Source organism: Cupriavidus sp. 2TAF22 (genome assembly GCF_052115045.1).
Taxonomy (GTDB): domain Bacteria; phylum Pseudomonadota; class Gammaproteobacteria; order Burkholderiales; family Burkholderiaceae; genus Cupriavidus.
The window spans coordinates 1-26436 of record NZ_JBFRFX010000059.1 but is presented as its reverse complement, the minus strand read 5'-3'; the positions used below and the strand labels follow the sequence as shown (position 1 = coordinate 26436).

22 protein-coding genes and 4 pseudogenes are annotated in these 26436 nt (G+C 57.5%); 15 read left to right on the top strand and 11 right to left on the bottom strand.

All coding sequences use genetic code 11. From position 1 onward, the window contains the following. Positions 1-312: 312 nt before the first annotated feature. Positions 313-1710 (top strand): replication initiation protein, encoded by a 1398-nt coding sequence (locus AB4Z48_RS36895; RefSeq protein WP_441623274.1) that lies wholly within the window; start codon positions 313-315, stop codon positions 1708-1710. Here the strand turns inward: AB4Z48_RS36895 and AB4Z48_RS36890 are convergent. The 3 genes and pseudogenes from AB4Z48_RS36890 to AB4Z48_RS36880 all read right to left on the bottom strand — a co-directional run bounded on the left by AB4Z48_RS36890 (position 1648) and on the right by AB4Z48_RS36880 (position 5319). Then, the gene (locus tag AB4Z48_RS36890; RefSeq protein WP_441623269.1) at positions 1648-2094 is read right to left on the bottom strand and encodes a hypothetical protein; all 447 of its coding nucleotides are present in this window, start codon (positions 2092-2094) and stop codon (positions 1648-1650) included. The two genes, AB4Z48_RS36895 and AB4Z48_RS36890, sit on opposite strands and share 63 nt — an antisense overlap. Before the next feature lie 484 nt (positions 2095-2578). Continuing rightward, positions 2579-2938 (bottom strand): annotated as a pseudogene (gene ssb, locus AB4Z48_RS36885) (single-stranded DNA-binding protein); the annotation flags it as partial. 1379 nt (positions 2939-4317) lie between these two features. Then, positions 4318-5319 (bottom strand): PRTRC system protein D, encoded by a 1002-nt coding sequence (locus AB4Z48_RS36880; protein WP_441623267.1) that lies wholly within the window; start codon positions 5317-5319, stop codon positions 4318-4320. A gap of 1051 nt (positions 5320-6370) precedes the next feature. On the opposite strand from AB4Z48_RS36880, the gene AB4Z48_RS36875 reads away from it, so the two are divergent. Both AB4Z48_RS36875 and AB4Z48_RS36870 read left to right on the top strand, forming a co-directional pair. Next, positions 6371-7522, top strand: a complete 1152-nt coding sequence (locus AB4Z48_RS36875; RefSeq protein WP_441623265.1) for an integrase domain-containing protein — start codon at positions 6371-6373, stop codon at positions 7520-7522. 13 nt (positions 7523-7535) lie between these two features. Then, positions 7536-8186 carry a hypothetical protein gene (locus AB4Z48_RS36870; RefSeq protein ID WP_441623264.1) on the top strand — a complete coding sequence of 217 codons (651 nt, stop codon included), beginning with the start codon at positions 7536-7538 and terminating at the stop codon, positions 8184-8186. A gap of 155 nt (positions 8187-8341) precedes the next feature. On the opposite strand, the gene AB4Z48_RS36865 is transcribed toward AB4Z48_RS36870, so the two are convergent. Genes AB4Z48_RS36865 through AB4Z48_RS36855 form a run of 3 tightly spaced genes read right to left on the bottom strand, consistent with a single transcriptional unit; the run spans position 8342 to position 10019 of the window. After that, positions 8342-8497, bottom strand: a complete 156-nt coding sequence (locus tag AB4Z48_RS36865) for a hypothetical protein (RefSeq protein ID WP_441623262.1) — start codon at positions 8495-8497, stop codon at positions 8342-8344. 14 nt (positions 8498-8511) lie between these two features. Further along, complete coding sequence (locus tag AB4Z48_RS36860) at positions 8512-9147, bottom strand: DNA/RNA non-specific endonuclease (RefSeq protein WP_441623260.1); 636 nt, start codon at positions 9145-9147, stop codon at positions 8512-8514. A gap of 44 nt (positions 9148-9191) precedes the next feature. Next, positions 9192-10019 carry an MBL fold metallo-hydrolase gene (locus AB4Z48_RS36855; RefSeq protein WP_441623259.1) on the bottom strand — a complete coding sequence of 276 codons (828 nt, stop codon included), beginning with the start codon at positions 10017-10019 and terminating at the stop codon, positions 9192-9194. Between the two features lie 435 nt (positions 10020-10454). Here AB4Z48_RS36855 and AB4Z48_RS36850 point away from each other — a divergent pair, with 435 nt between their 5' ends. Further along, positions 10455-11462 carry a DedA family protein/thiosulfate sulfurtransferase GlpE gene (locus AB4Z48_RS36850; RefSeq protein ID WP_441623257.1) on the top strand — a complete coding sequence of 336 codons (1008 nt, stop codon included), beginning with the start codon at positions 10455-10457 and terminating at the stop codon, positions 11460-11462. Positions 11463-12103: 641 nt separating this feature from the next. Here AB4Z48_RS36850 and AB4Z48_RS36845 read toward each other — a convergent pair. After that, the gene (locus AB4Z48_RS36845; RefSeq protein ID WP_441623255.1) at positions 12104-12586 is read right to left on the bottom strand and encodes a hypothetical protein; all 483 of its coding nucleotides are present in this window, start codon (positions 12584-12586) and stop codon (positions 12104-12106) included. Between the two features lie 118 nt (positions 12587-12704). Beyond that, positions 12705-12806: pseudogene (locus AB4Z48_RS36840) on the bottom strand (SDR family NAD(P)-dependent oxidoreductase); the annotation flags it as partial. A 446-nt stretch (positions 12807-13252) separates the two neighbouring features. On the opposite strand from AB4Z48_RS36840, the gene AB4Z48_RS36835 reads away from it, so the two are divergent. The 7 genes from AB4Z48_RS36835 to AB4Z48_RS36805 all read left to right on the top strand — a co-directional run bounded on the left by AB4Z48_RS36835 (position 13253) and on the right by AB4Z48_RS36805 (position 20601). Beyond that, positions 13253-13987, top strand: a complete 735-nt coding sequence (locus tag AB4Z48_RS36835) for an SDR family oxidoreductase (RefSeq protein WP_441623254.1) — start codon at positions 13253-13255, stop codon at positions 13985-13987. A gap of 160 nt (positions 13988-14147) precedes the next feature. Beyond that, a complete protein-coding gene (locus AB4Z48_RS36830) occupies positions 14148-15332 on the top strand; it encodes an acetyl-CoA C-acyltransferase (RefSeq protein WP_441623252.1) in 1185 nt (394 codons plus the stop codon). Between the two features lie 417 nt (positions 15333-15749). Next, positions 15750-16373: a 2-hydroxychromene-2-carboxylate isomerase gene (locus tag AB4Z48_RS36825; RefSeq protein WP_441623250.1), complete on the top strand. Its 624-nt coding sequence runs from the start codon at positions 15750-15752 to the stop codon at positions 16371-16373. Positions 16374-16456: 83 nt separating this feature from the next. Continuing rightward, on the top strand, positions 16457-17455 hold the full coding sequence (locus tag AB4Z48_RS36820) for a Bug family tripartite tricarboxylate transporter substrate binding protein (protein ID WP_441623248.1): 999 nt from the start codon (positions 16457-16459) through the stop codon (positions 17453-17455). Between the two features lie 93 nt (positions 17456-17548). Beyond that, a complete protein-coding gene (locus AB4Z48_RS36815; RefSeq protein ID WP_441623246.1) occupies positions 17549-19135 on the top strand; it encodes a class I adenylate-forming enzyme family protein in 1587 nt (528 codons plus the stop codon). A 152-nt stretch (positions 19136-19287) separates the two neighbouring features. Further along, the gene (locus tag AB4Z48_RS36810; RefSeq protein WP_441623244.1) at positions 19288-20274 is read left to right on the top strand and encodes an NAD(P)H-dependent flavin oxidoreductase; all 987 of its coding nucleotides are present in this window, start codon (positions 19288-19290) and stop codon (positions 20272-20274) included. A 201-nt stretch (positions 20275-20475) separates the two neighbouring features. After that, positions 20476-20601, top strand: coding sequence for a winged helix-turn-helix transcriptional regulator (locus AB4Z48_RS36805; RefSeq protein ID WP_441623242.1), 126 nt, complete (start codon positions 20476-20478; stop codon positions 20599-20601). 50 nt (positions 20602-20651) lie between these two features. Here the strand turns inward: AB4Z48_RS36805 and AB4Z48_RS36800 are convergent, their stop codons facing one another. Beyond that, the gene (locus AB4Z48_RS36800) at positions 20652-21239 is read right to left on the bottom strand and encodes a TetR/AcrR family transcriptional regulator (protein WP_441623240.1); all 588 of its coding nucleotides are present in this window, start codon (positions 21237-21239) and stop codon (positions 20652-20654) included. Between the two features lie 352 nt (positions 21240-21591). Here AB4Z48_RS36800 and AB4Z48_RS36795 point away from each other — a divergent pair, with 352 nt between their 5' ends. The 3 genes from AB4Z48_RS36795 (at position 21592) to AB4Z48_RS36785 (ending at position 25891) form a co-directional block, all read left to right on the top strand. Continuing rightward, entirely contained in the window at positions 21592-23262 is a 1671-nt protein-coding gene (locus tag AB4Z48_RS36795) for an AMP-binding protein (RefSeq protein ID WP_441623238.1), read from the top strand. A gap of 67 nt (positions 23263-23329) precedes the next feature. Then, on the top strand, positions 23330-25105 hold the full coding sequence (locus AB4Z48_RS36790; protein WP_441623236.1) for an acyl-CoA dehydrogenase C-terminal domain-containing protein: 1776 nt from the start codon (positions 23330-23332) through the stop codon (positions 25103-25105). 123 nt (positions 25106-25228) lie between these two features. Continuing rightward, complete coding sequence (locus AB4Z48_RS36785; RefSeq protein WP_441623234.1) at positions 25229-25891, top strand: TetR/AcrR family transcriptional regulator; 663 nt, start codon at positions 25229-25231, stop codon at positions 25889-25891. A 56-nt stretch (positions 25892-25947) separates the two neighbouring features. Here AB4Z48_RS36785 and AB4Z48_RS36780 read toward each other — a convergent pair whose 3' ends face one another. Beyond that, positions 25948-26085 (bottom strand): hypothetical protein, encoded by a 138-nt coding sequence (locus AB4Z48_RS36780; RefSeq protein WP_441623232.1) that lies wholly within the window; start codon positions 26083-26085, stop codon positions 25948-25950. Between the two features lie 65 nt (positions 26086-26150). On the opposite strand from AB4Z48_RS36780, the pseudogene AB4Z48_RS36775 reads away from it, so the two are divergent. Further along, a pseudogene (locus AB4Z48_RS36775) lies at positions 26151-26238 on the top strand (IS6 family transposase); the annotation flags it as partial. A 40-nt stretch (positions 26239-26278) separates the two neighbouring features. Here AB4Z48_RS36775 and sdhB read toward each other — a convergent pair. Further along, positions 26279-26436 (bottom strand): annotated as a pseudogene (gene sdhB / locus AB4Z48_RS36770) (succinate dehydrogenase iron-sulfur subunit); the annotation flags it as partial.

The following is a 26436-nucleotide window of genomic DNA, read 5'->3' as shown; positions in this document are numbered from 1 at the left end:
TACTGTGCGGGCACGGTGAGGTCTGTTCCACGACAAGGTGAGGTTGCTTGTGCTGGCACCTCGATGGTGAGAAGTATTGTGCGCCACCTGTGCACAAGTCCATTTTGCTCAGGCTGGTCAACGCCTGAACCGTAGTGGTGACGAGTCTGGGTGAGGTTCGTTGTGCATCAGGTGAGGTTCATTGTGCGCAGAGTTCCGCCACGCTGATTCCGAGCGCAGAAGGACAACGGGATGGTGAGGTTTGTTGTGTTGACAGGACCTCACCATCACATGCTAGAGTCCGTCGAGCACCAAACGAGCGAGAAGACCAGTATGGCGACGGACAATCCGGTGGAGGTCAATGCGAGGACGACACCTCGCCAAATGGCACTGGCATTGTTCGAGGACATGTTCGACCTCGGGATGCCTATCAACGAGGCAAACCGTGAAATCGGCTATCAGCGAAACAATTTCTTCACGGAAATTGTCAACATGGGGCTGGCGGCGCGACGGTTCCTGGACGCCGCGTATTTCATCGTTGCACAAGAGCCGGAAATTCGTGACCAGTACGATGTCGAGCTGAACTACTTCAAGTGGTTGATGCGCTATGACAGTCGCAACCTGAAACATCTACGTACCGTCGCCGATGAAGCCCAGAACGCCAAAGTTCGGGTAACGAATACACCGTCGGGCCAGGAGCCTGATGAGGACGATATCTGGATCCAGGTCCAGCTCATCGGCATGGTAGCGATGCACCGTGGCCGCATCCGCTTCGATGTGCATCACAGCTTGATCCCACACATTCGAGATCCCCGCAAGTCTCACTGGCTGAGCCTTCGTATATCAACGGCTTTTACCAGGAGTCTCGCACGGGCCATCTATGACAAAGTCCTGCCAAGCGTGCCTGGCGGACGTACAGACTGGATCAAGCTCGATGAGATGCGGACCTGGCCTGGCAAGATGGGCGCGAATGCAACCATCTTCAAATACTTCAAGCGCGATTGGCTGGAGCCGGCGGTCCGCGAAATCAATGAGATCTCGGATATCGAGCTCTCCTATGAGACCAAGACCGAGTCCACGTCATCGAAGAAGGTCGACCGGATTCGCTTCATTCTGAAACGCAAGGACACGGCCGACGCTGTCATGGCGAGTCTATCGGACGCCAGCCAGATCTATAAGATCCTGAAGGAAGAGTTCAACCTCTCAACACGGCAATTCAGCGAGATCTCCGAGAACCGCGAGACATGGAGCGATGATCGCATCCTGCAGGCGATCGAGTACACGCGGTTCAAGCTCAATCGCGGTCAGGTGAAGAAGAGTCCCGCTGGTTATTTGATGAAAGCGCTGCGCGACAACTGGCGGATGTCGGACGCCGAGCGGACGATGGTTCAGGTTCAGACTGATCTGCTCGTGGAGAAAGAACAAAAAGAAGCAGTGAAGATTGCTGTCAAGACAAGCGTGGAGCGCAGTGTTGCCTCACGTGAAGTCGAGACCCGCACGCGCATGAACGAAGAATCGCAACAGGGACGCGAACACTTCGGGGCATTGGATACCAAAGCGCGATTGGAGTTTGTCCGCGCATGGCTGGCTTCGCGTGAGGGCAAGCTTGTGTTGAGACGGATGAAGTTGGAGCCCTCATCCGTGTCCGAAGAAATCATCCTGGCCAACTCAGAGCTGGCATGGTACTTGGGCCAATTCGTTTTCGGTCGCCAAGCATCCTCGCACGCTTGAGCGCGCAATTCGTCCCAGCCAGAACCGATTTCTTGAGTGCGCACCACCCTGCGCGACGCGCAAGGTCTCCTTCAGAGCGGCCTTGGCCCTGCGCAAGCCGAGCAGCGCCGCTGACAGGACAGGTTTGGGAGCGGTGATGGCGAAGGTTCGGTTGATGCGACGGTCCGAGTCGATTTCGTGTTCCTGCGCGGCGCTAAGGCAGCATAGAGCGTGCAGGTTGTCGCTGAGGATTTTGGCGCCGAAGTCCTGCCTAGCGGCCAACTGTGACAGGCCGGATAGATGTTCGGGTGCCATGCGGTGCTTGAGGCGCCAGCGTTGATGGTTGAGATCGCGGAAGGTGGGCGCCGGATAGCGCTGCATGTCGAGCAGATTGGTGATGAGCACGCGTACCTTGCCGGCGGGCGAGATCTGCCGGATCAGCCGAACGGTCTGCCGGGTAGCCGCACACTCATAGTCGCGCGCGTCGACGCGGGCAGGAGCCCGTAGCTGTGCGTCGGAGGGGGCAGCCAGGTGCGACGCGCGACCGCCGAGCCCGCCAGTCCTACGCGTAGGACTGGAAATCCCGGAAAGGCGCCGATTTTTGGTGCGCTTTCGGGCTATCGGAGCTTTCCCAATGGGACTCCGGTCGGAATGGTTGGTCGATGCCTGAGACAGGCGGGGGAAATCGCTTGCTCAAACGGCACCCCGGCCGAGCCTGGCCGAGTCAGAGGGTCTTTTCAGCATGGCGAACCGCGAGAGGGAGTCGGGATGAGCTGCCCGAAGCGGGAGGCTGCTGACGCGGCGGCGCACTCTCGCGCTGCAGTGCGCCCCGCTGTCCTTGTACCTGGCTGCCGGGCTGCTGGCCTTGCGACTAACGCGACGGCTGTTGGCCGTAGCCATCATTGTCACTGGCACCGCCACCCTGGCGGTTGCCAAGCATCTGCATCTGATCGGCAACGATCTCGGTGCTGTACTTTTACACACCGGACCGGTCTGTCCATTTGCGGGTGCAAATGCGACCCTCGATATAGACCGAAGACCCCTTCTTCAGGTACTCGCCCGCAATCTCCGCGAGCTTGCCGAAGAACGAGATGCGATGCCACTCGGTGGCTTCCTTCATCTCGCCACTAGTCTTGTCCTTGTAGCGATCGGTGGTAGCCAGACGAATGTTCGTCACCGCGTCGCCACTTGGTAGATAGCCCGCTTCAGGGTCGGCCCCGAGATTGTCGTTATTGTCGGGAAATCCCATTATCTTTTTCCCTCAGAGGAAGACCTTGGAATCCTTGTCCAATCTCCTTCGCTCTCCCGTCCGCTTGTTCTTCACGCTGATGGTCATCTATGTGGCGTCCCATTCAGTAGTCTGTGGCGTCTTCATGGCGATCGGTCGGGCGATTATTCGATGCTCAGCAGAGCAAGGAATCCTTGAGGCGCCAACGCGCTTACGTGATGCCCATGCACCAAGTAAGAGCGCCGCCGAAAGGAAGGTGAGACACCTGCGGACCAAGTGTGGCCAGGCCCGAATCGGTGCGTCTAAGACGCACGCGTGCCCATCAAGTTAAACCTATTTCAACGGCGGCGCACCGCCACGAATAGAGTCAGTGCGCATTCCCACAGGGCCCAGCAGATGCCAAATGCCAGCAGAAACTTGAAAAAGCGGAAGAGTTCGTATTCCGTCATGGTGTATGTCGACCTATCTTGGTTCGTTGCGGTTGGTTCTACTGTACCCGCCCCCTTCGGGAGTCAAGGGGGTCGGGACCCACTCCTATTCGTGCATTGTTCGCGCAACCGTGTGGACGTAGGTTAGATGGTCGCGCATAGCGTTCTGGCAGATGCCTCTAGTTGCTCGCCTTTCTGTCTCCGGAGGCGGGTCGCCGCCTACTCGGGCTCGGCGTATGGGCCGTGCGGGTGGTTGCGACTCGGGATGTTGGCTTCTTCGAAGAAGTCTTGGGTGTCACCTTCTTCGGTGTCGTCTTTGGTGCCGTCTTCATTCTGGCCGTCGTTGGTTCCGCCGGTCGCGGTGAGAGGGCAGGCTCAGGGCCACGCAGGCCGATGCCCGCCTCAACCGCTCTCTCGGCCAGCATCTTCAGCACGAAGACGCGGTCCTTCGCCGTGGGAATCTCATTGAGGTAGGCCAGCAAGCGGGGCGTCGTGTATTGGGTCAATGTGATCTGCATTTGGAGGCTTTGCATACGTGATCGCTAATGTGTTGTTGGCTTCATCCAAATCTGGCCATCGCATCGTTCAGCGCGCCAACGTCCAGAATGGTGAAGGCATCCGTCGTATCCACTGACGACGCACCACCTTGCGGCGCCGCGATGGACGGGCTAGTCGGGACTGGCATGAGCGGAGAGTTCGTTTCTAGCCTGTGTTCCCTGATATCGACATTGCTATCTGTTGGGATGGCGCCCCCCGCTGGGAGGGGCGTCCTGGTCGGCGCGTTTTCAGGTGCTGGTAGCAATCCCACGGGACCCGCGCCGCCAAGCGCCCTCAACCCGTGCTGCGCGAGCAGTCGAAATACAAAGGCACGCTCGCGAGCGCCGGGTATCTTTCGCAGATAGGCCAACAGGTCGGGTGCAGCTTCGGGGGACAGCGTGATCGTTATCTGCAGCTTGTCCATGTCCTGCCGGCTCAGGAAGACTTCGACACATGGCGTGCAGAGCCGATCGTATGGAAGCCCCGAACATTGGCAAAGCAGGGCGCATCCATTACATGAATGTCGTTGTGCGGAAACGCCGCTTGAATCGTTGGCGCGTACAAGCTCGCTCCGCCTCCGGTCAGGATGATGGCGCGAATATCCTCGGTGCGACCGACACGCGTTTGAACTTCCATCACGGACTGCTGCGCAACCGCAATGGCTTCGTCAACGAAGGGGCGCAGATCCAGATCCTTGCGATAGAAGAGCATCGGCTTAGCCTCGCGGATTGCCTTGTCGATCCGCTCGATGCTGTCCACCGCTGCGCCCTCGGCCTGCGAGATGAGCCTCGCCACCTGCTGATAGATACGAGATGCACCGCCTGGCACGCCACCGCTGCGGGTGTCGTCCATCGTATAGCCGCGTGCGACCACCCAGTCGGTCGTGAAATAGCCGACGTCAATCACGAGATAGGCGTTGTCGGGGTCGTACTGCTTGGCGCACTGCTGGATGAATGTGACCAATGTTCCGATAGGCTGAGGCAGCGGCAGCACGTTGTGCACCCGGATCGGACCCCAGCCGAAGTCGAGTTCACCACTGAAGCGGTCCTTCAGGTAGCCGGCGTACTTCTGGGTGTTGTGCACGGGAAGTCCCAGCACCAGGCGGTCAATCTCGGTGGCGTTCGAATAGCGCAAGGACCCGCCCAGCAGCGCAGCGTAGTTCGGGGTCGTGACAAAGTCTTCGGACAATGACCGGCCAGTGTTCCCGTATGCGGCGCTGATGGATACCTCCGGCCCGACCTCGTATCGCGCCCCGTCGACGACCACGTCGACGACATTCCGGGCACGTAGGATGGAGCCGCTATGCGGCGTCAACGAAGAGGTCGCAGCTAGCGGCGCCAGCGACGGAAACATGCTGGTGGCGACGTCAGAGCCGAGCGGGAATGCGGACTTCGTGTTGCCATAGCCGACATCGATTGCGACGGTCGAAACTTTCATGAGCGGATACTCCTTGGTGAGTGCCTATCGGGTATTGATGGCTCGAAGTGCCACTAGGGCGGACTTGGACCGAGCAAGACAAACCAGGGTGGTTGCTCGTAGTCCCACTTCCCCTGATCTGATCGGACTTGCTCGGTTCAGCTTTGACCAAGTCCCTCTACGTGGCACATCGACAGACCAACTCTACCGCCAAAGAAACAAAGTCAAGCCGACGTAACGTCACGAATTTCACGCACGATTCGCGGCCTCTCCGGCTTGCACAGCTGCGCCTGGCCGGCTATCCTTGTCGTACTTCTCGCGTCCCCGACGCATCGACCTACCGCCACGTTGGCGGCCATCCCAAGCACCGAAGCCGCCCTGAAAGGGGTTGTCGGTCGCCACGCTGTCCGAGCCGCACACTGTCGCGGCATTTTTTTCTTTCGCCACAAACACAGACTGGCTGACACTGAGGACACCGGACACTGCAATGCCATATGGCTTTGCGGGTTGTCTGGAAGACTTGGACGTGATGAGGACATGTGTAGACCGGACACTCGGACACATTTGCTGCCTCCTTAACCTGAACACGCCTGACAGCGAGATGCGGGGTAGACGAACACTGCGGGCCCGATACACGGCGGTCCAGATGTCGTCACCTGGGGGGCGGGGGATTGCATGGCGCAAGGTCATGAACTCTCTGGAACGATACGAGCACGGTGAGCGCGACCGTCTAAAGAAACAGCGCAACGAGAGTTACACGGGTGGCGACGGCTGGTGCGCAAGCACTGGTTGACGTACATGGCGGGAGCGATCCCGACAACCGAGTAGCCCGAACCCTCATGGCCGGACTGCGCGCAGCGCGACTGGCGGGGAGGGAACGGGACGGTCATGACACGCACTTCCACGTGTGGGGCCGACCAGCAAGGGGATCGCTAAAGGATCGGAAGGCAGGACCGTAGCCGACGGAAAACGGCAATACAGCAAGCGCCAGAGACGGCTATGCACCACGCGTCACGGGGGACGCAGGGACGGGTCGGGCGTGCAGGACAACGCAAAATGAGAGGAATTTCGAATGCGGCAGTCAACAGTGCTTGATGTGCGCGGCCTTCTGGCAAGGTATAACCTGCCGACGCGCTTGAAGGCCGAAATCGAGGTGGCGGTGATTGGGAACGTGAGGAAGATCCTGAGCCAGACACGGATCAGCCACAAGAATGCTTCGATCAAGACGCAGGAGCGGCGAATGTACACGGTGTGCCGCTCATTCGTGGAACTGCACGCGTGCGGGTTCCACGTCGAGAGCCCGCATTCGCTGAGGCACAAGCATGTGCAGACGCTGGTGGACTACTGGTTGTCGCAGAAACAGTCAGGCGGGACGATCGAGAACAAGCTGTCACACCTGAAGGCGTTCAGTCAGTGGATCGGGAAACACAACCTGATCCGCACCTTGGGGGACTACGCCGACCGCGAGGAGCACGGGCTGGTGCGTAGCTACGTGACGATGACGGACAAGTCCTGGGAGGGCAACGGTATCGACGCCGTGGCCAAGATTGCGGAGATTGGAGCCGAGCACCCACGCGTGGCGGTGCAACTCAAGCTGCAAGCGGCATTCGGCTTGCGCATCGAGGAGAGCTATTCGCTGAAGATCCGCACGGCACTTCGCAATCTGGACACGCTACGGGTGGTAGATGGGACGAAGGGCGGCCGCAAACGCGAGGTGCCCGTGCAGTTGCGGCTGGCGGTTCTGGAGGAGGCGGCCGCCCTGGTGGATCCGATGAGCGGATCAACGACACCGTCGTGCTATTCGATCAAACAGTGGCGGGGTCACTACAACAACGTGCTTCGAAAGTACGGGATTTGCAAGAAAGGGCTCGGTGTGACTAGTCATGGGCTGCGACATCAGTATTTGCAAGAGTTCTACAAGACGTTGACCGGCGTGGATGCGCCGATCAAGGGCGGGTCTGCACCAGACATCGAGGCGCACCGTCAGGCGATCTTGGCGGTCGTCGAGGCGGCTGGGCACAGCAAGCCGTCGAAATCTAGCGCTTACCTGTCGACCTTCACCGCGATGGCGCGTCAGGAGAAGCCGCGGGTCACAGCCGAGCAGGCGCAGTCTGCGCTCCTCGCCGTCGAGGGCAATAAAGCGAAGGCCGCRCAAGTGCTTGGTATCTCACGGCAGGCGCTTTACCGGCTATTGGGAAAGATCGCGGCGATCGGCGAGAGCTAAACAGGAGTCAGTCATGTTGGAAGTGCAGCAGTACGAAGATCGCGTGTACACGACGCAAGAGCTTTGCGATATCTTGAGACGCGGGGTGGACCCCGAGGCGTTGGCAGCGTGGCCGTTGGTGGCTTTGCCCGAGTACGTCATTGCGGTGGCGCGCGCCGAGGCGTTGACCTATCCGGACGTATTGGACGAGGCGCAGAGGCGCCGTCGAGGCCTGCGCACCGAGTGGGGCATGCTGGTGGTCGATTTGCGTTGGATGCCGGATGACCCAGCGGGATGGACGCTCGATGTGCAGGTGTTTTTAGCGGAAGATCCTTGCTTGGAGCTGACCCACTTGCGGCGGGCGCCGGGCGAAACCGTGAGGATCTTTCTGAGTGACTTGGCAAAATGCGTCATCGAATACGGGCCGGCGGCATCAGCGATCGAGCGTCTAAGAGAGATCGGGGTGAGCTTGGCCGATAACGACGAGACCGGGCAGGCCTTTGCACTCATCGGTTGTGATCCGCCGGGCCGAAACTTGGATTTCACAGCGCTTGGTGGGTTGCTCTCTGCGTGGCTATTGCAGGCTGACGTCGAGGGCACGCTGCGTGCCGTGCGTGACCCGGCGGTATTGTTGTCCGTGACCGAAGAGAGCAGGTTGCCGATTATTCGGGTGGTCCTGCATTAGCGTCTTGGCGCGGACCTAGGCGCTGGAATGTCCCTCGAAAGACGCAAGAAACACGCGTCTTTCCGCCAATAGGGTGGACTCATGTGCTCGGGGTCCCCTTGTGTTCCGGCTTGACTCGCCGCGAGTTGGTCCGGCGGCGAGCCCGCAGCGGGCGATCACCGCAGGAAGGACGGCAGGTACGGGGAGTCATCCCAGTGACCGGTCGCGCCCCACCAGCATAAGAACAGGATGAGGGCGATGACGAAAATGGCGCCAGAGCGGGCCTCCTCGTCGGTGCGGATGGTATGGATGATTTGCTTGAGGCGTTCCATGTCGTTCTCCTGAATTAGCCGCGGGCGAAGACGGCCCGAATGAAGGGCAGGGAACCGGACCGGAGGACAGGATGCCGAGCGTCCTGGGCCTCAGGGGCCTCAGACAGTTCAATAGCAACGGATGTGAGCGTGGCGAGGCTGACCTTGCGGCCCGCCATCTCGCCCGGACGCGGCGTCGGTGCAAGCAGCGTCATCGGCGTCACCAGGTATGCCCCGTCGAGGCGCGGGAAAGGATCGACGTCGGCGAGGTTGGCCATCTCGGCGATGCTCACGACGGCGTACCACGGAGTCGCGTCGTTTCGTGCCGCATAGGCCGCAGCGCCGACACCGGGCACGTAGACTGCCTTCCACAGATAAGTGGGGATGGCGACTCGGTCGTCCAGACGTGCGGATAGCGCGGCATCGAACGCCAGGCCGGTCACAACGAATGCCTGGCCGTAGTCGCGCACCATGCGGCGGGTCGACGTCTCGATATGATTCCACAGCCTCCGATTGCTGACCGACGACTGCGGCACGACGTTGGCGTGACTGAAGCTCTCGGCTTGCGAGGCCTGGTCGGGGAAGTCGGCCGACGGCGCGAGGTGGCCCCGATCAAGGCCGGTGCCGCGCCGGTAACCCGACAGGTGTGCACGGTCTGCTGCCGGAATCATTGGGCTACCAACGCTCTGCTATCTTTAGAGGGTTCAGGAGGTTCCTATTTACTTTGGGTCTTTGCAGCCCGTGCCGCACTCCATAGGGACCCTGGATTCGCACGGTCGGGATAGAGCGTAAGCATTTGATCGTATAGCTCGCGGGCCGATGTCGTAGATTCATCCAGTCGGATGAAGTCGCGAATGTACCTACGTGTCTCTTCAATATTGCGAGGGCTGTCGTCTTGGGTTGGAACCTTATGGCCAGCGACCACAAATTTAGGGTTCAACGCATCGATCTTGTCCAGCGCGGCTATCCACTGGAGTTGGTCGCGCCGGGTCGACTCGCTCAAGTAGGGGTGAATGCCGTTGTAGACGGCGTCCCCTGCAACGACCAAACCGATCGAGGGGACGTGTAGGCAGGTTGAATTGTCCGTATCCGTATGGCCAACTCTGACAACGGAAAGCTTCTCCCCCTCTAGTTCGATCGTGTCGCCCTCCATAGGATCGCAAATCGCAATGACGTCCGGAACCTGTCCCGGAAAGAGTTTGCGCCACATGCCATCGAACGTCTCCGGAGCAGTCTGAATACGCATGCTGGCTACCGCTTCCGGTGTCGCTAACGCCTTCGCATCAGGAAAGCGGTTAAGGAGGACTTTCAGTCCTAGGAAGTGATCACCATGCGCATGGGTGACGTAGATGGTTCGGAGCGTCTTGCCCGTGCTCGCAATCTTGTCTGCTAATTCCTCGTTTTGCGCTATGGTCAGGAACGTGTCGACCAGTACAGCATCGCTCTTCCCAGAAATCAGCGTGGAAGAGTTAGCAACCCACATAAGGGATTCTTTTCCCGGCGGAATGTCCCTATTGAGACCCAGACGGGTGGCAGTGAACACTTGGTAACTCAGACCGCTCGCGCTTTCCGCACTAGCGATAAGGGGTAGCGCGGGCATAAGGCACAGTGCACCCAGCTTCAGCACATTTCTACGATTCATCTCTCAGCCTCTAATTGAAACTTCGGCAATCCAATACGCCGCACAAGATTCCGGAACTTCTCCTTGCGAGTCAAAATTTTGAAGAACGTGATCGAACCTTCCCCAAACCGACAGTATATGACCGGTCATCTTAGTTTTCAAGGGCAGAATTTCGTGTGCATCGGTTCGATCTCCGGGGTCGTATAGATTCATGTTTGTATCGAGGGAGGAACTGGAGGGCTATCACTTTTCCCCGTGCGACGCAGGATCTCCTCGCTTGTGTGACAATGCGACGCATCGACGCGTGCGCTACTTGCGACATGGTCGACCGTCAATAGTAAGCGGAGTCGATTGTTGATGACATTTTTCTCCCCAGCCTTAATCTCCGAATGGGGAACGTGGGTAGTATTTCTCAGCGTCCTGGTGACCCAACTTGGCGCGCCGGTTCCCGCGGCACCGATGCTTCTCCTAGCTGGCTCTCAGGTAGCGGCTGGTTTCGTCTCCTTCGGTTCAGTATTCTTGGCCGCGGTCACCGCTGTTCTCATTTCGGATGGACTATGGTTTGCGCTTGGACGGCTGTATGGTCGGCGTCTCCTCGCACGGTTAGTCCGAGTATCTCTATCGCTGGACTCGAGCCTACGGAAGGCCACCGCCTGGTTCGAGCGTTATGGGGCACCACTGCTGCTTGTAGCGAAGTTCGTCCCTGGTCTTGGACTTATCGCGTCTCCGCTCCTTGGTACCACCAAGATTGACCGAAGAGTTTTTCTCTCGTGGGACATCGCTGGCGGCGCGATGTGGTCAGGGGTGTGGCTCGCTGGAGGAACGCTATTTGGTTCACAGTTGACCAGGATGATGTCCCTGGTGAGTGCGCAGGGCGTAACTGTTGCCGAAGTTCTCCTTGCTGTCGCGGCGTTGTTTGTGGCATACCGATGGATTCAGCGGCTACGTTTCCGTCGCTGGCTCGCGCATATTCGGATTACACCTCATCAGCTTGATGAGATGATGCGGTCAGAGCGTCCGCCTGTCATTCTCGATGCTCGCCCACAAGCGGTGCGCCATGCAGAACCACACGGCATCCCGGGCGCAATACCAATTGACTTGGCTTCACCCGAGAAAGTCGATCAGGCGCTACTCGAACGTGATCTTGTGGTCTATTGCGTTTGCCCTAACGAAGCAACGGCGAAGACGATTTCGCAACAAATGCGTCGAAAGGGATTTCGGCACGTGCGTGCGTTGAAAGGCGGCCTTGATGCTTGGGAACATCACGGTTATCCGGTAGAACAGCTCTCGCTGACGACCGAGAAAGAGGGCGTTGGAGAGGATGACAAGAACAATATGACCGTGCGCGCCATAGCTCCGAATTGAGAGCCAAGGACGGCAGGAATACGAACTCATGCTAGTCCTCGCCACCGGATCGGGCTTCTCTACTCGCCGCCGGTAATGTCAGCGTCTAAGCAAGATCGCGCACCTGCCGCGCTCGGATTGCGAGCGAACGAGTGAAGCCGTCGTGCCAGGTCTGCTCGAAGGCCGATTGTGCCGGAGGGTTTTCCAGAGCGACTCGTGCGAACGCGTCGGCGCTATTTCTGCAGCCCTTCCAAGGAGGCACGCAACAGCCGGCCACGGTGAAAGATGCCGGGTCTTTCCTGCAGGTCGCAGGCGTTAAGAACGTCGTTAGCGATCAGAATTTGCTGTGCGGCGAATCAATCAGCGATCCGACCGCTATACGTCTTGGGGAATTTCACGGTCCTACATGGGCCGGGCCGGCGTAGTGACAAGTGTAGCCGGATCGGAGGGCACATCACGTCGATCGCGCTGTCGACTGTCAGAGTCTTCGGCGGGCCGCATCAGATTGCGGTGATTGTGCAACCCGCAGCAGACAGACGCGTGGATCAGAAATGCTCCAGTTGCATCGGGCAAGGCGAGATCCCCGGGTGAAATGCTTGTGGCTGGTATCGTCGAGGGTTCTGAGGGCTACCGGTCAAACTCGCTGGACGCGTAAACCTTCGTCAGGCTACCTTGGCCAAAAGTTCATCGAGGGCTGCCGGCATCCAGGCGGCGCCGGTCCATCTTTCGAGGTGAAGGTCACGGAGCGGAATCGCTGTCAGCGCGCCGACCCAGTCGGTGGGGGCCGCGCCGCAACGCAGGCCGCTGGCGACCATCTCCATGGCCTCGCGCACATCGATATCGGCCACACGTGTCACCGTCGGCCACGGCAGCAGGCGTATGTCCCCCTCAGGCAAGCCAAAGCGGTACAGGCCAAACCGCGCATGTAGCGCGGCACGCGAAAGCAATTGCTTCGCTCCACTCAATCTGTTGTCAGCCAAGGCGGACGGGTCCCACTGCTGATTGCGTGAGAACCACAGTATTTCGTCGCCCGAACGCGGTGCTGTCGCGTGCGTAACTGCCGGCATCAGCCGCCTCGAGTGCGCAATAGCGACGAGGAGCGTCCCTATTGTGTAGTGCCAGACGTAACCGTTATCGCTATCCATAACACGCCTTGCTCTCCAAGATCTTCTCCCGTCGTCCATGAACGCCGGCGCGCGGTGGTTGAGTTCAAAACTTTGGGGGCTGTGCAAAACCCACGAGCATTTCCTCGTTGGCGTGCGATCACAGTGCCGAGATCCCGCCGTCAACGGCCACGGCCTGTCCCGTCAGATGCGAATCTTCCCTCGCGCATAGCGTCAGCATCGTGGCGACAAATTTCCTTGGGTCGGCGTACCAGGCCCTGATCCCATGCCGTCCGTCCTTCAATCAACCTTTGTATAATATGACTGGTCAGCTTGCAAGACAAGTACCGTAGCTACCGTTGAGTAGCTCATAGGCACATTGCGCAACAATCTGTGCCGGATACGGTCCATGCCACCCGTGGAGCTGCCCTATGCAGGCCGCGTTAGAAGAGTCCGGCGGGCGTCCGTACGCACTCAATTCGAGGATCGGCTCCTCGCATATCCACCGCGAAGGCGGTCTCTGTAATGGGGAAGGGTATCCTCCCCGCCACCCGCGTAATGCGTCCTCAGTAACTGCACGGATGAATGGTCGACGCGAGTCGATCGCAGCAGCGGGTTCATGCGGGTATGTTGCTCTTGACGCTGTCCTCGTGATGAACTATCGTCCGTTAACTAAACGATAGTTCATCAATAAAGGAGGGCGACAGGATGGATGCAAAAGAGCAGAAGGTAGCGCTCGTAATCGGAGCGGGCGACTCGACAGGTGGAGCGATTGCCCGACGTTTCGCCGCGGAAGGCATGGTTGCCTGCGTAACCCGCCGTTCTGCGGATAAGCTCGAGCCGTTGGTCGAGTCGATTCGGAGTACAGGGGGTACGGCCTACGCCTTTGGCACGGATGCGCGCAAGGAAGATGAGGTTGTGGCACTTATCGAAAAGATCGAGTCTGAGATTGGACCAATCGAAGTGCTCGTCTTCAACATCGGAGCCAATGTGCCTAGTTCAATCCTTGAGGAGACCGCGCGCAAGTACTTCAAGATCTGGGAAATGGCCTGCTTTTCAGGTTTCCTGAATGCCCGGGAAGTGGCCCGACGCATGGTCAGGCGACAACGGGGCACCATTCTCTTTACGGGTGCGACTGCAGGGCTGCGAGGTAAAGAGAATTACGCTGCTTTTTCAGGTGCGAAGCATGCTCTACGCGCGCTTGCACAAAGCATGGCGCGCGAACTCGGGCCCAAGAATATTCACGTCGCACATATTGTGGTCGATGGCGCTATCGACACCGAGTTCATTCGCTCGACTTTCCCTGACCGTTATGCATTGAAAGACCAAGATGGCATCCTGAACCCGGAGCATATCGCAGAGAACTATTGGTACCTCCATTCTCAGCCGCGTGATGCCTGGACATTCGAGTTGGACCTGCGTCCCTGGATCGAAAACTGGTAATCAAATCAGCTTGTCGTCTTCTGCTATTGATCCTGCATGTCGGCTCAGATTGCCAGCGAGAGGAAGTCCCGGACGACCGAAAGTCGGTGCCCCTTCGTCTATACGGATCAATAGAGCGGCGACTTGTGTCTGCCCATATTGTCATCATTAGGAGCGTAGTGTGCGCGAAGCAGTCATTGTTTCTACGGCGCGGACCGGGATCGGTCGTGCTTATAAGGGTTCCCTGAACAACACGAAATCGCCTTCCCTAATCGGCCACGTTCTTGCGCATGCGGTTCAACGCGCAGGAGTAGCGCCGGAAGAGATCGAGGACGTCGTTGTCGGTACATCGATGCCTGGAGGTACAGCGGGGATGAATCTTGGCCGCCTTGGTGCTCTGGCCGGCGGATTGCCAATCAGCGTCGCTGGACAGACCATTGACCGCCAGTGCGCCTCTGGCTTGATGGCCGTGGCCACGGCGGCCAAGCAGATTATGGCGGACGGTATGGATGTAGTTGCCGCAGGCGGGCAAGAGAGCATCTCGCTGGTGCAGGACCGCTTTGTCGAATGGATGGCTAGTGCCGCTGATCCGGCTTTGACGGAACGAGTTCCCCACGCATATATGCCTATGCTGCAGACGGCCGAATTCGTAGCCCGTAAGTACGGCATTTCGCGGGAGGCCCAGGATGTCTACGCAGCAGAGTCGCAGCGGCGTACTGCCTTTGCTCAGGAGAGGGGGCTTTTTGCGGATGAGATCGTGCCAATCAGGACTTCGATGGCCATCCAGGACAAGGACACGGGGGAGATCAGTTTCCGTGAGGTGACACTTGATCGAGATGAAGGAAACCGTCCCGGCACAACGGTGGAAGCATTGGGAACGCTTAGGACTGCAATTGACGGTGGCGTAGTTACCGGTGGCAATGCCAGTCAACTATCTGACGGTGCGTCCGCCTCCATCCTGATGGAACGCCGCTTGGCTGAGCGCCGTGGTTTGCAGCCTTTGGGAATTTATCGCGGCATTGCAGTCGCTGGCTGTGCGCCAGAGGAGATGGGGATTGGCCCAGTCTTCGCGGTCCCCAAGCTCTTGGAGCGCCATGGCCTGAAGGTAGGGGATATTGGACTGTGGGAGCTGAATGAAGCGTTTGCAAGCCAAGTCATCTACTGTCGGGATCGTCTTGATATCGATCCGGAGCGCCTCAACGTCAATGGTGGTGGCATTTCAATCGGTCATCCATACGGTATGACGGGGGCGAGGCTTGTTGCTCATGCATTGATCGAAGCCAAAAGGCGTAGTGAAAAGTATGTGGTTGTCACCATGTGCATCGGCGGCGGGATGGGTGCTGCGGGACTGTTCGAAGTGGCGTAGAGCGTTAATCGGCGTGGTGCAACGGCAGAATTGCTCAAGGCGATTTGCAAAAAGTCCGCTGGCACAAGCAGAAATCCATCCGGAAATCTTCATGAAATATATGACGTCTAAAGACCAGAATGCATCACACGACGACGCAAAGAAGTTTTCCCTATTCGTATTGAACTCGGCCGTTGAGCTAGCCGGTGTCATTACGATTGAGGCGCGTTCGGCAGGCGACGCGAGGGAGCGGTTCGAAGCCACACGGTCGGCCGACCAACACCTGATATCGGTACTGTCTGAATGTTCTCAGACATCATGGCACTCTCGGAGAAGCTGACCACCCTCTTGCACCGGCGTCGAGCCACACACGCACGGCCTGCGGGCCGTCGCTACATTTCACACAGACTTCACTATGCTCGTTGTCCAGGAGACATCATGAGTGCCCCACGTGTCCAGTTCCACTTTGATTTCGGTAGTCCAAATTCCTATCTTAGCCACAAGGTCATTCCGGCTATTGAGGCACGTCAAGATGTCGAGTTTGAGTATGTTCCGGTGCTACTTGGCGGAATTTTCAGACTAACAGGAAACCGATCGCCAGCCGAAGCCTTTGGGGGAATCAAGAACAAGCCGGAGTATGCGGAGCTGGAGATGCAACGCTTTGTCGCCAGGCACGGTCTGACGGCGTTCCAACATAACCCCTTTTGGCCTATCAATACCTTGCAGATAATGCGTGGCGCCGTGGCCGCCCAAAAGAACGACACCTTTATGTCCTACGTGAATGTCGTCTTCGAGAATATGTGGGAGCAAGGGTTGAAAATGGATGATCCGGCCGTCATCGCTACGGCGCTCGATGCTGTCGGTTTGGACGGTAAGGGATTTCAGGAGCGCATCGCAGATTCCGAAGTCAAACAGATTTTGCTAGAAAACACCGAGAACTCCTTTTCCCGCGGCGCGTTTGGCTCGCCAACATTCTTCGTCGGTGATGAAATGTTCTTCGGAAAAGATCAGTTGCGGGACGTTGAGGAGGAGATTCAAAAGACGAAAGCACGCAAGAAATAGATGAGTACGAAAAAAGGCAGGTACAAATAAAAAACCGCGCAACCATGATGATGGTGATATCGCAGCGGAAGAGGAGACAACATATGGAACGTCGATCGTTCTTGGCGGCTGTAGGTGCAGCATGGTTCGGAGGCACGACATTTGCAAGCCATCTAGCTCTTGCGCAGGAAGCAAAGAAGTACCCGAACAAGATTATCCGCGTGGTAGTGCCGTTTCCCGCGGGAGGGGCGACCGACAATCTCGCGCGTGCGTTGGGCCAAGAGCTCACGAAGGCAACGGGGCAGGTTGTCGTAGTCGACAACAAGCCTGGAGGTTCGACGATTGTCGGCTCAAGCGCTGTCGCTCATGCAGCGCCGGACGGCTACACACTCTTGCTGACACTCAGTGACGCGCTAACGCTGGTTCCATATACGATCAAGACACCATACGACCCAGTTCAAGATTTCACGCCTGTGGCGCAGATTGCTCGCACGCCAGGCGTCATGTACATGCACCCTTCGGTTCCCGCCACAGATCTCGCTGGGCTGGTCACTTGGATGAAGGCCAATCCAGGGAAGACGAACTTCGCCTCTGTCGGCCCCGGCACATCATCGCACTTAGCTGGCCTGTTATTCAATCAGTTGGCCGGAGTCGACATGCGGCATATTGGCTACAAGGGTTCGGCTCCGGCTCTCCAGGATCTACTCGGCGGGCAAGTTCAGGTCATGTTCGACGTGATGTCGACCGTGATGCCGTACGTCGAAAAAGGGAGATTGCGAGCTATGGCGATCAGCAGCCCAGCAAGGACCAAGCTTGCACCAGGAGTTCCGACGTTCAGGGAATTGGGATACCAGGGCATGGAGCAACTTGCCGTTAGCTTTGACCTGTACGCCCCACGAGGAATGGACAGGGAGCTGGCTGTTCACGTCAATGCGCTTGTGAAAGGGGTGCTGAACGCGCCAGTATTCGGCGAAAGATTCGAGCAGTTACGGCTGCTGCCACCCGATTTAGGGGATGTGGACAGTCTCACAAAGCAACTCGGCCAGGATCGGGAGAGGTGGGGCGAATTCATTCGCAGGCTTGGTTACAAGCCAGAGGTCTAGTCGCGGATTCATCGCCCGCTTCAATGCTGAGCCGCGGTGCGATGCGCCCGTCGAATATTCCCGCGGATTTACTACACACGAGATCTGGAGACTATGAACGAATTCCCCAATCCTACGCAGATGCAATCTCAGGATTTGCTGCCGCGGTCTGTCGTTACGGCTTTTACGAGCCTGCCGGACATGATTCACCAATGCGCCGCTGCGTGTGGAGAGCATCCGGCCATCATCTGTGAGGGAGAGACGGTCAGTTTTGCCGCGTTCGACGCCATCGTTGGCCGCTGCGCCGCGTCACTGCAACGCGATAGCATCGTCCCGCAGGACACCATCGCTATCTGCGCAAAGAGCTCCGTCCGCTATGCCGCCGTCTTCTTTGGTAGCCTGCGCGCGGGGGCCTCGGTGGCGCCGCTATCGCCTGATGCGCACCCTGATAGCCTCGCAAGCATGATCGCCAATTCCGGGGCGCGCATTGTCTTTATTGATGGGCCCGTCGAACAGGTACTGGCGATGGCAAAGCTGCCGACGGGAATCCGCTTCATCCGAGTCGACACCCAGGAGTACGACGCGTGGCTCGCCCCTAAGGGCAGCGCGTCGTGGCCTGTTGACATCCAGCCGGAATGGGCCTTCAACATCATCTACTCGTCCGGCACCACTGGCACGCCCAAGGGAATCGTACAGTCGCACGCAATGCGCCACGCTTACACCGTGCGCAGCGCAGAGCGCGGCTACGGACCCGATGCGGTCACGATGATCTCCACACCGCTGTACTCCAACACCACGCTGGTTAGCTTTATCCCGACGCTAGCACTGGGAGGCACAGTCATCTTGATGCCGAAGTTCGATGCATCCCAATATCTCGAGCTTGCTCAACGTTGCCGTGCCACGCATACCATGCTGGTACCGGTGCAGTACAAGCGCTTGCTGGAGGATCCGGACTTCGATCGCTACGATCTTTCCTCGCTGCACAACCGCTTCTGCACCAGTGCTCCTTTTTCCGCGGCGCTCAAGGCAGATATCCTGCGACGCTGGCCAGGCGAGCTCACGGAGTTTTACGGTATGACGGAGGGCGGGGCGACATTCGAACTGCGAGCGCATGAATATCCCGATAAGCTCCACACCGTCGGAAGGCCAATCTCCGGTGACGAAGTGCGCATTATCGATTCGGAAGGCCGCGAACTCGAGCTTGGCGAGGTTGGCGAACTCGTGGGCCGCTCGCCTGCCATGATGACCGGCTACTACAAGCAGCCCGAAAAGACGGCTGAAGCAGAGTGGTACGACAGCGAGGGCCGCCGGTTCATTCGCACAGGTGACGTTGGCCGTTTTGATGAGGACGGCTTTCTCGTGCTAATGGACCGACGAAAGGACATGATTATTTCTGGTGGCTTCAACATCTATCCAAGCGACCTGGAGCAGGTGCTTGTGAATCACCCTAATGTTTCCGAGGCGGCAGTTATTGGCGTGCCGTCGGAACGGTGGGGCGAGACTCCTGTCGCCTTTGTCACTCTGCGCGCCGGGGCGCAACAGTTGGGCGAGGGATTGCAGGCTTGGGCCAATGAGCGCATCGGCAAGATGCAGCGCCTGGCGGACCTCGTTATCGTCGATTCATTGCCCCGCAGTCCGATTGGTAAGGTGCTAAAGCGCGAGCTTCGTGCCTCCTACAACGACAACCGTCCTCTCGCCTGATGACAGTGCCGGGCAGGCGACTCGAGCACGCCGAAGGCGGCACTTTGTTTCAGTGATACCGGTAGTGTTGGGGCGGTTCCTGTCCAACCCCGCATGCGCGTAGCGAAAGAAGCCGACACCATTGCATTTCTAAGACTGAACACGTGAACATTATGAAGACTCGTATTACCGAGATGTTTGGCATCCGACATCCAATCATTCAGGGCGGTATGCACTATGTCGGACTCGCCGAGATGGCGTCCGCAGTTTCGAATGCCGGCGGTCTCGGAATCATTACCGCTCTGACACAAAAGACGCCGGAGCTACTGGCACGCGAAATTGCGCGCTGCGCTGCCATGACCGACAAGCCGTTTGGCGTGAATCTGACGTTCCTGCCTACTTTCGCCGCGCCGCCCTATGCAGAATATATCGCCGCGATCCGCGAAGGGGGCGTGCGCATTGTCGAGACCGCCGGTCGCAGCCCGCAAGAATTCATGCCTTTGCTCAAGGCAGCCGGTATCAAGGTTATTCACAAGTGCACTTCTGTGCGGCATGCGCTGAAGGCTGAGCAGATTGGCTGTGACGCGGTTAGCGTCGATGGCTTCGAGTGCGGTGGACATCCAGGGGAAGACGATGTGCCCAACATGATCCTGTTGCCCAGAGCCGCGGATGAACTAAAGATTCCCTTTGTGGCATCAGGCGGCATGGCGGACGCACGCAGTCTTGTCGCGGCGCTAGCGCTTGGCGCCGATGGTATGAATATGGGAACCCGGTTCGTCGCTACAAAGGAAGCGCCAGTACATGAAAACGTCAAGCAGGCCATTGTCAGCGCATCAGAACTTGATACTCGCCTTGTTATGCGCCCGCTGCGCAATACGGAGCGAGTCTTAAGCAACGCGGGCGTCGAGCGGATCCTGGACATCGAGCGGGAAAAGGGGGGGAAACTGCAAATCGATGATATCTACGAACAGGTAGCTGGAGTTTATCCCAGGGTCATGGTCGATGGGGACATGGACGCGGGTGCCTGGAGTTGCGGCATGGTGGCGGGCCTGATTCGAGATGTCCCGACCGTACAGGCCTTGATCGATCGGATTATGGATGAGGCCGAACAGTTGATTGCGCATCGCCTCGCGCGGCTCCTGTCAGATCGTCGCGGTTAGTTAAACGTACATCATCGCGTCTGGACGCCGTTCGCTGTGGGATTAGTCGGTCGCACTTCAATTCCTAGCCAGGGCGTCCGCAGATGCTGTGCCTGCAACCAAATGCTATGTTCTCCGCCATGTCTTCATCATTGAAAAACGTCGAAAGCCTTTATACGAGAGTGCGGCTGATCGCGCGATGAAGTTTCAGGCGAACGCTGGGTGCTACTAATTTTGCGCGAGGTATTACAGGGCGGGAGACACTACAATCAGTTCGAAAGGTCGCTAGGCATCGCGCCGAACATGCTCAGCCGACGGCTGCGCTCCTTAGAGGCCCTAACAAAATGATCCTGCAGGGCTGCTAACTTCAAGCGACCTTTGCTAACCTTTGCGTTGTGTTAAGTCTTGGTGAGCGGTTCGAGTTGCTCGATGGACCGCCCAAGGAAGCGGCGGCTAGACGCGAGAATCTGCTGTCTAGTCCTGTCTGATTCAACCACTCGTGCGAGCAAGATGGCGCCCACGCACTGCGCTAGCAAAGCCCAGGCTGCATCAGAATCATCCAGGCGATTCTTCCAACTGCTCTGCAGCTTTCTTGCACTTTGCTCTACGGAGCTGCGGACTGAGGCGTCGGCCCTCGCAATCTCTGGTCCCAAGGTCGGTAGGGCGCAGCCTGTTTCTGGATGCAGCACATGAGAACTGCTCAAGTAACTGCGGATACGTTTCACAAAATGATCTTCATCTGTCTCTTTGCCCGCAAGCATTTCCGTGCTGTTGGAAAGCTCTTGCTCGATAACAGCAGCAAACAACTCCGCCTTCGAATCGAAATGACTATAGAAAGCGCCGCCGGTGAGCCCAATCGCCTTCATCAAGGCATCGACGCCTGTTGAATCGAATCCGCCCGTCTTGGCTATCGCTCGGCTGCTGTTCAGAATCTTCTCTCGTGTCTCCTGCTTGTGAGTGCTTGAGTACCGCATTCCGTTCACCATGAATGAGTCAATGTGTGGAAATTATAGCATTACGATCGTTTAGGAAAACGACCGCCACGCCGGCAGGCATTGGCATAGCCCAACACCGGCGCGCTGCGGTACTTGTAGGCCTGACCTAGGTCCCTGCGGCGTTCCCTGCCATGAATACCTGTTGACATGCTCCTGTACGTAACCTACGATCGTTTACCAAACGAACGTTAACCTACAGTCGAACCAGCTGGTGGCGTTTCCCCTTCGAGGGGGGTCCACGAGATGACAAGCGAGATAGAATTCGTCATGCAGCCTGGCAGGCACTGTGCGATACAGCCCACGGATTCAACCGGGGTATAACAACTATCAAGGAGACATTGAAATGGAAGCCAAGCGCTGGCATGGATCCTATCCGCCCGAGATGCCAACTGAGATTGAGATCGACGAAGAGGCGACGCTAGGATCAAAGATTGCGCAGGTAGTCAACTTGTTCGCGGACCGTCCATCGCTCACTTGCTTGGAAGAGTCGCTGACCTTTAGAGAACTTGGTCTCCTATCCGAGGCGCTTGCTACCTTCTTCCAACAGTCGGGATTGAAGAAAGGCGACCGGGTAGCCCTGATGCTGCCAAGTTGTCCTGCGTTCATGATCGGCCTGGCAGCCGTATTCCGAGCGGGGATGGTGGCGGTTCCGGTCAATCCTCTATATACGCCACGGGAACTTAAGTACCAGCTACAGGATTCTGGCGCTACCTGCATTATTGTCGCGGAGCAGTTGCAGCAGTCATTGCAGCAAGTACTGGCCGAAACCAGCATCGCGCAGGTATTAACAGCGACTGTTGTCGGACTGGGGGCGATTGTTGGCGAACTCGCGGCGACTGATGCTGAGCCTGTCCAGCAAGACGAAGCCGACGGCAAAGGGAATGCCAGAGCGTTGGCCGACGCGATCCTGCGTGGAGGCAGGAGCCGACTTGTCGAAGTCACTCAGACGGCTCAAGACATTGCCATTCTGCAGTACACCGGTGGTACGACAGGTCTATCCAAAGGGGCGATTCTCACGCACAAGTCCGTTTGCGCAAGTCTGGCGCAGGTTTCGACTTGGACTGGGTTCGCATTAACCGGAATGAAGGCATCGATGATTACACCGCTGCCTCTCTACCACGTCTTTCCACTCGCGACCGCACTGCTGGGACTGTCGCTAGGTGTTGAAAATCGTCTAGTTCCCAATCCCCGCGATGCCGCTACTGTGATTGCCGAAATGAAGCGGCATCCATTTCAGATTTTCATCGGTGTCAATACCTTGTTCAATACCTTGGTCAACGAACCTGAACTTCAATCGGTCGACTTCAGCGAGACTCGGCTGGTTATTGGTGCAGGGGCGTCAATCCATGAAGCCGTCGCGACGCGTTGGCGCGCAATCGGCGCGCCCGCCGTTACTGAAGCGTACGGTCTGACCGAGACTTCACCCAGCGCTACATTCAATCCTCCCGGCCGAAGTGGAACGATCGGCCTCCCTGCACCATCTACTGATGTTCGGATCGTGAACGAGGGTGGGGATGATGTCTCGCTTGGATCCCCAGGTGAGCTTCTTATCAGGGGGCCACAACTCTTCAACGGCTATTGGAACCGGGAGGAGGAAACAAAGAAGGCGTTTTCTACCGACGGTTGGTTCAAAACGGGGGACATCGTGACCATGGACGAGCAGGGCTTCATGAGAATGGTGGACCGCAAGAAGGACATGATTCTCGTCTCAGGCTTCAACGTTTATCCAAATGAGATTGAGTCTGTCATGGCAATGATGCCGAATGTCTTGGAGTCGGCGTGCATTGGCGTTCCAGATGAACGCTCTGGAGAAGTACCACATCTCTTTGTCGTGCCGCGCGGGGACGTGAACCTAACAACGGAGCAGGTGGAAGCACACTGTCGCGCTCATCTGGCGCCCTATAAGGTGCCGCGGCACATTACGCTAGCGGACTCTCTGCCTAAGTCCACGGTTGGAAAAATCCTACGGAGAGAATTGCGCTCTCGCATGGCACCCGATCGGGAAAGTACGTAGGCTCAGCTGATCGTATCGAATCTCGCATTCTTTCTCAAAAATAAACGGCAACTCGCCAACAATAGCTATGAACGCCTATCACGCTCCAGTTCGCGAATATCAGTTCGTGCTCCACGAACTGCTCGATGTGACAACCCCTCCCGCGTTTTCCGAAGCTGATGACCTGAGTTCCGAGACAATAGACCAGGTGATAGAGGCGGCTGGTCTGTTCGCGACAGAAGTGCTGGCACCATTGAACGACATTGGGGACCGCCAGGGATGCTCCATGCCCTCCGCAGGTGTGGTTACCACACCCGACGGGTTCAAAATGGCGTATCAGCAGTTCATTGAAGCAGGCTGGACGTCGCTGGGATGTAACCCGGAGCATGGCGGTCAAGGTCTACCCAACACCGTGAATGCGGCAGTTCTAGAGATCTTCGCCGGTGCCAACATGGCGTGGGCAGCTTATCCGGGAATGTCACAGGCGGCCTATACTTGTCTAGCTGCAAACGCTACGGCAGCGCAGAAAGAGCTCTACCTGCCGAAGCTGGTATCTGGCGAATGGGCGGGAACGATGTGCTTGACCGAGCCACACGCAGGAACCGATCTTGGACTCTTGCGAACTCGAGCTATTCCGCATGACGATGGCACCTTCGCCATCACGGGTACGAAGATATTTATATCGGGCGGTGAGCACGATCTCACGGACAACATCATCCATCTGGTACTCGCGCGGCTTCCGGACTCTCCGCTTGGCGTCAAGGGCATTTCTCTCTTCCTTGTTCCGAAGATCCTGGTGTCCTCCAAAGGGGAGTTGGGAGAGCGCAACGCGGTCTTTTGCGGTTCTCTCGAGCACAAGATGGGGATTCATGCAAATGCCACGTGCACAATGAACTTTGACGGTGCGACCGGATATCTCGTGGGTGAGGTGAACAAGGGGCTGGCGGCGATGTTCGTCATGATGAACCATGCGCGACTTCTTGTCGGTGTCAATGCAATTGGACTGATGGAAGCGGCGTATCAGAAGGCGCTAGCCTATGCCAAGGATCGTTTGCAAGGCAGGTCTCCAAAGGAATCGGCTAGAAGGGGCCCCGCAGACTCAATTATCGAGCACGCGGATGTGCGTCGTATGCTCCTGACTCAGAAAGCATACGTCGAGGGAGCACGTGCATTCGGATGGTGGGCATGCCAACTTGCTGACACGCAGCATGCCACCAAAGACCCCGAAATCCGCCATCAGGCGGCGGAGCTCTCTGCTCTTGTAACTCCGATTGTGAAGGCATTCAGCAGCGACCTCGCCGTTGAATGCACTAGTCTTGCAATGCAAGTATTTGGTGGGCACGGATACATCGCTGACAATCATGTTGAGCAGTATCTTCGCGATGCGCGAATTATCCCACTCTACGAAGGTGCGAACGGCATTCAGGCTTTGGATTTGCTCGGCCGTAAGGTTCTGATGGATGGCGGTAAGAAGCTTGAGATTTTCCTCAAAATCATCACAGAATTCATTGAAACGCATGCCGCCGACCCAGAAATGGGGGACTTCACAAACTCACTGTCCCGTGCGATCAACCTGCTGCGAAACGCGACGCAGGATGTGTCAGTGCAATCCAAGATCGACCCTCATACTGAAGGGAGTGTCGCTGTCGCGTACTTGCGGCTGGTCGGTCATGTGGGGCTTGGGTGGATGTGGGCCCGTATGGCTGCTCTAGCGTTCTCCAAAAGCCATGATTCTGATCCAATTTATGCGTCAAAGATCGCCACGGCACGTTTCTATTTCAAAAAGCTGCTACCAGAAGTGGATGCTCTTGCAGTGGAGATTGCAACCGGGTCGGGGCCGATCATGGCGATTGATTTCGGCTGAAGCGAGCGATCTTGACGTTTTTGCCCAGGCTGGTGGTTGGTCGCATAGGCTCAGGCAGTTCATCGCGTCGATGTTTGTGACAACGCCTCTGGCTCACGGGCCAGGGGGAAGAATTTGGTAAATATGACGACTCAGACTTCCGTTCCAAGCGATACACTACGCAACAGAAGGACAATTGTCCGGTCTTCAAGAGAGAACGTGATGCGAGTCACGACTCAGTTGGCGAGGATGCACGGGTTGAGCAAGTTCTCGATCAACGAGCTATCGGCACAATTAGGCATTTCGAAGAGCATGGTGTATGACCGCTTTCAGTCGCGAGCAGACCTTATCTCCGAAGTGCTGGTGGAATACTACTCGGCCTTACTCCGCGATGCGAATGACGTGACGCGAAACACCCCAAAAGGGATTCAGCGGCTTGTACGAATCATTGACATGTGGTTGGGCGAGTACGTGCTCAAGGATGGGGGGTGTCTACTGCTTCGTGCCGCTTCCGAATACTGCGCAAGTACTGACGAGCTGACCGGGGAGACAATGCGGTTTGTCGTAAATGGATGGCGTAACTGTCTTGATGTGCAGTTACGCGATGCCGTAGTGTGCGGGGAAATCCCTTCGGACGTAGATACCAGGCTGCTTGGTTTCGAAATCTATGGCTTCGTGCTGGGAATTCATCACGATTGTATTTTTCTAGGGAAACCTGTCTCTTTCAGGGCTGAGGCATTCTCTAAAATCTTTTCAAGGCATGGAATCAATTTGCCTATCAACGCTGCCCTACGAAAGTTTCAATGACGTGATGGGCTTGCGATCTCGGTGACCCGAGATCGCGCCACATGCGTTTGTGCTGCTTATATCGGGGTGTTCTTCGCGGCATGGGCTGTCGCCCACAACGAGCCGGGATTGATCCGATCGGAATAGAGTTCAAACATGCTGTCATAGAGCTCGCGCGCAGTCGTGGTCTGGTGATTCACGCGCTTGAGATTCATGATGTATTGCCGTGTTGTTCTGATATGGCGAGGACTGCTGTCGGGCTCGAGCGGCCCATGGCCCGCTGCGCGGAGAGCCCTACTTGCCGTGGCAGTCGGTCGATGAACACGGCGCCGAACTCGACATTCTGCTGCAGAAGCGGCGCGATGCCTTGTCTCGCGATAGGCAGGTTGACAACGCCATCGCGACGCCTCAAACGGCGCGGCGAACCATCAGCTCCTTGATCTTGCCGATGGCCTTGGTCGGATTCAGCCCCTTCGGGCAGACGTCGACGCAGTTCATGATGCTGTGGCAACGGAACAGGCGGTACGGGTCGTTCAGGTCGTCCAGGCGCTGGCTGGTGGCCTGGT

Bases quoted from the DNA above. Each gene is read 5' to 3' on its own strand.
- AB4Z48_RS36895 (WP_441623274.1), top strand. From the start codon at position 313: ATGGCGACGGACAATCCGGTGGAGGTCAATGCGAGGACGACACCTCGC.
- AB4Z48_RS36880 (WP_441623267.1), bottom strand. From the start codon at position 5,319: ATGAAAGTTTCGACCGTCGCAATCGATGTCGGCTATGGCAACACGAAG.
- AB4Z48_RS36870 (WP_441623264.1), top strand. From the start codon at position 7,536: ATGTTGGAAGTGCAGCAGTACGAAGATCGCGTGTACACGACGCAAGAG.
- AB4Z48_RS36865 (WP_441623262.1), bottom strand. From the start codon at position 8,497: ATGGAACGCCTCAAGCAAATCATCCATACCATCCGCACCGACGAGGAG.
- AB4Z48_RS36860 (WP_441623260.1), bottom strand. From the start codon at position 9,147: ATGATTCCGGCAGCAGACCGTGCACACCTGTCGGGTTACCGGCGCGGC.
- AB4Z48_RS36850 (WP_441623257.1), top strand. From the start codon at position 10,455: ATGACATTTTTCTCCCCAGCCTTAATCTCCGAATGGGGAACGTGGGTA.
- AB4Z48_RS36845 (WP_441623255.1), bottom strand. From the start codon at position 12,586: ATGGATAGCGATAACGGTTACGTCTGGCACTACACAATAGGGACGCTC.
- AB4Z48_RS36835 (WP_441623254.1), top strand. From the start codon at position 13,253: ATGGATGCAAAAGAGCAGAAGGTAGCGCTCGTAATCGGAGCGGGCGAC.
- AB4Z48_RS36825 (WP_441623250.1), top strand. From the start codon at position 15,750: ATGAGTGCCCCACGTGTCCAGTTCCACTTTGATTTCGGTAGTCCAAAT.
- AB4Z48_RS36820 (WP_441623248.1), top strand. From the start codon at position 16,457: ATGGAACGTCGATCGTTCTTGGCGGCTGTAGGTGCAGCATGGTTCGGA.
- AB4Z48_RS36815 (WP_441623246.1), top strand. From the start codon at position 17,549: ATGAACGAATTCCCCAATCCTACGCAGATGCAATCTCAGGATTTGCTG.
- AB4Z48_RS36810 (WP_441623244.1), top strand. From the start codon at position 19,288: ATGAAGACTCGTATTACCGAGATGTTTGGCATCCGACATCCAATCATT.
- AB4Z48_RS36800 (WP_441623240.1), bottom strand. From the start codon at position 21,239: ATGGTGAACGGAATGCGGTACTCAAGCACTCACAAGCAGGAGACACGA.
- AB4Z48_RS36795 (WP_441623238.1), top strand. From the start codon at position 21,592: ATGGAAGCCAAGCGCTGGCATGGATCCTATCCGCCCGAGATGCCAACT.
- AB4Z48_RS36790 (WP_441623236.1), top strand. From the start codon at position 23,330: ATGAACGCCTATCACGCTCCAGTTCGCGAATATCAGTTCGTGCTCCAC.
- AB4Z48_RS36785 (WP_441623234.1), top strand. From the start codon at position 25,229: ATGACGACTCAGACTTCCGTTCCAAGCGATACACTACGCAACAGAAGG.
- AB4Z48_RS36780 (WP_441623232.1), bottom strand. From the start codon at position 26,085: ATGAATCTCAAGCGCGTGAATCACCAGACCACGACTGCGCGCGAGCTC.